At 42.4% G+C, this 3,428-nt stretch carries 2 protein-coding genes; one reads left to right on the forward strand and one right to left on the reverse strand.

The genetic code is table 11. The features are described from left to right. Window positions 1-740 (reverse strand): arsenosugar biosynthesis radical SAM (seleno)protein ArsS (gene arsS / locus VLN09_RS07375; protein ID WP_325245142.1); only part of this gene is annotated, 740 nt, incomplete at its 3' end. A 574-nt stretch (window positions 741-1,314) separates the two neighbouring features. On the opposite strand from arsS, the gene VLN09_RS07380 reads away from it, so the two are divergent. After that, the coding region (locus VLN09_RS07380) for a phosphoenolpyruvate carboxylase (RefSeq protein ID WP_325245144.1) at window positions 1,315-3,428 on the forward strand (2,114 nt) is incomplete at its 3' end.

Consider the following 3,428-nt stretch of genomic DNA (forward strand, 5'->3'; position numbering starts at 1 on the left):
TCGGTTAAATTGGAGGCCACATAATTGGCTTTGAGTAAATCCATATAGGGATGGAACTGTTTTTTAGCCAATAGCACCGCACCAAAGCGCTGAATAGGCATATTGGTTAAGGCAAATAGCTGATTAAATTCAATATCGAAGTGCACTTTTAACTCATGCTTATAGTCAGCTTCAAGCTGCTGCTGATTGGGCGGTAGGGTTGCTCCTTGCGGGTTATACACAAGATTCAATGTCAAATTCGACCCAGATTTACCATAACCTAAGGCATTAAGCTTGTGCAGTCCTAAGATACTGTTATCAAACGCCCCTTTACCACGTTGTTTGTCTACATTTTCTAATGAGTAACAAGGAAGTGAGGCGACAACCTCAACCTCATTGTCCGCCAAGAACTGCGCCATATCTTCATAACCTTCTACCATCAGAATCGTCAGATTGCAGCGGTCAATCACTTTGACACCCAGCGCTCGTGCCGCTTTGACCAAGTACTTAAAGTCTTCATGCATCTCAGGCGCGCCACCAGTCAAATCCAGTGTATCGATATTTTGCGCTTGCAGAACCTTTGGAATAAGCTCAACCAACTCCCGTGACATCATCTCTGTACGGTATGGGCTGGCTGCAACATGACAATGCACACAGGACATGTTGCATAAATAGCCCATATTCACTTGCAGGATTTTAAGCTCTCGCCTTTTAATGGCAGGGAAATCAGTATCTTCGAGTAATTTAATGGTAGATTTCATAATGGTATAGAATCCAGTTGTCAGTCCTCTTGAAGATAAATGGACATCACTAAAATTTAGCTATAAACAGTGTTTGTCTGATAAGTTCACTGGAAAAATAAAGTTAATCTAATGAATAATACCTTATTTTTTCTGATGTATTGCTAGTAATATTAGATTATTGAACATTCATAGTGTTAGCCAGAAGTGAGCGCAAGCTAAAGCCTCATTTAGAATTACTTGCATTCATAGGCAGCTTACTGAATACGCTGATAGATAATGGTGTTTTTTATGCTTCATTCAAATATGGCGATGATTATAGAGTCTCTCAAGTCTGTGTCTACGGAATCGAAAGCATAGCTCAATCGTGAAATTTTTGAACCTATGAAAAATTTTATTAGGAAAAATAACGTTTAATTCACTACGAATTTTTGTTATAAATATTAAGTATTATTAATATACATTCAAATCCTGTACGCTACTAAGCAGTAAGTATTGTGCAAGACATATCGAACGATATTTTTTTTGGTAAGAGGGTACTGATACTTAGCGCTCTTACTGTTTTTCGCCCACTGATTTAATAAGAAGGTTAAGGATGACTTTAGATAATAACGTACTGCGTAAACGCACCAGCTTATTGGGTTCATTTCTAGGCGATGCCATTTCTCGCCAATCTGGTGAGCAGACACTAGATACGATTGAGATACTGCGTAAAGGTTTTATTCAACAACGCCGTGAGCCTGATGAAGCACACAAGCAGCAGCTCATTGACTTCATTGCCTCTTTAGATAATCAAACCTTAAAGAATGTCATACGCGGCTTTTCTATCTATTTTTTCCTTGCCAATTTAAGTGAAGAAAATTACTTGCGGGAGCAACGTTATGCGTTGCGCATGCAATCTGAACAAAGCTGGGAAGGATCGTTCCGTCGTACGTTGCTTGAATGTCGTGAACGCAATATTGAGCCTGCTCAAATGCAAGAGCTGATTGACCAGCTGAAATTTACGCCTGTATTTACCGCGCACCCCACCGAGGCTCGACGCCGCACAACGATGAATATCTTGCAAAGTCTATTCACTCATAGCGAGGCTTTAAACAACCTTACCGAAAATAGTTTCGCTTACGAGCAAGCCAAAGAGCAAACAGCGCAAACGATTGATTTATTATGGTCATCTGATGAAGTGCGGACGCGTAAGCCATTGGTTTATGACGAGATCAATAACGGTCTGCATTATTTTAATGCTAGCTTATTCAATGCCATTCCCAAGGTTTACCGTAATATTAAAGACGCCATTGTTGAGGTTTATCCAGAGCTAACAGACTACCCCCTACCTGCGTTCATGAGTTTTGGCTCTTGGATAGGCGGCGATAGAGATGGCAATCCTTTTGTAACTTTTGAAACCACAGAGCTTGCCGTCTTAATGCATGCTGATACCGTGTTGCGTCACTATCAAGTGCTGCTAAAAAAACTGCGACGCCAGCTCGTTCATAGTGATACGATTGTCACGGTCTCATCTAACGTGTATGCCACAATAAAAAGTTACGATGAGCTTGATCAGCGTGTGTTCGATTACAACCTCGACGACTATGGCAATGAGCCCTATCGCCGACTACTCTCTTTAATCCTGACGAAAGTCAATGCTACCAATCGCCTTATTCAAAGCAAAGGTCATGACAGCGAGGCCAAAAAAGACGCTTACCCTAACCCCCAAGCGCTATTAGAAGACCTGCGTATCATCCGTCAAAGTGTCAATACGCACGATACTGCCCATGCAGATGGGTTATTACTAGATATGATTCGTCTGGTAAAAACCTGTGGCTTTCATTTGGCTGCGCTCGATATCCGTCAAGAGTCGTCATACCATAGCGAAGTCATTGCCGACATTTTCGCCAGTGCCTCTAACCTGCCAGATTATCAAGCGCTCAATGAAACAGAGCGCCAAGAATGGTTGACGCACTTGCTGCAAAAACCTGGCACACCGCTCATTTATACCGACAACTTAAAAGATAAAACGCGTGAACAATTGGCGCTGATGAATTCTGTGGCAATGTTACGAAAACTGGTTGGGCAAGACACTTTTGGCAGTTATGTTATTTCGATGACCAATAACGCCAGTCAATTATTAGAAGTGTTGCTACTAATGCGCTTTGCAGGCTTATGTACAGTCAATGACGAAGGACAACTGTCCGCTGATTTACCCGTAGCACCGTTATTTGAGACCATCGAAGATCTTAAAAATATCGATAAGATTCTACCTGCGGTTTTAGATAACCCGCTATATCGAGGATTGCTGCAGCATTCAGATAACACTCAAGAAATCATGCTGGGCTATTCAGATTCATCAAAAGACGGCGGTATCATCACCTCTGCGTGGCAGCTTTATAGTGCGCAGCAGACCATTAATCATATCGCTGAGAAATATGGTATCAAAACACGCTTGTTCCATGGCCGTGGCGGATCGGTGAGCCGTGGTGGCGGGTCAACGCATAAAGCAATAGCCGCACAACCAGCAGGTACGCTGCACGGTCATATTAAAGTAACCGAACAAGGTGAAGTCCTATACGCCAAATATGCCAATGCTGATACCGCAGTGTTTGAGCTAACCATGGGCATCACTGGTACGCTTAAAGCTTGTTCTTCAAGATTTGTGGCACAACCACCTGATTTACCAAATTTTGAAGCGCTCTTTGCGCGTTTAGCAAACGCAGG

It is taken from the genome of Psychrobacter sp. (assembly GCF_035469765.1).
Classification (GTDB): domain Bacteria; phylum Pseudomonadota; class Gammaproteobacteria; order Pseudomonadales; family Moraxellaceae; genus Psychrobacter.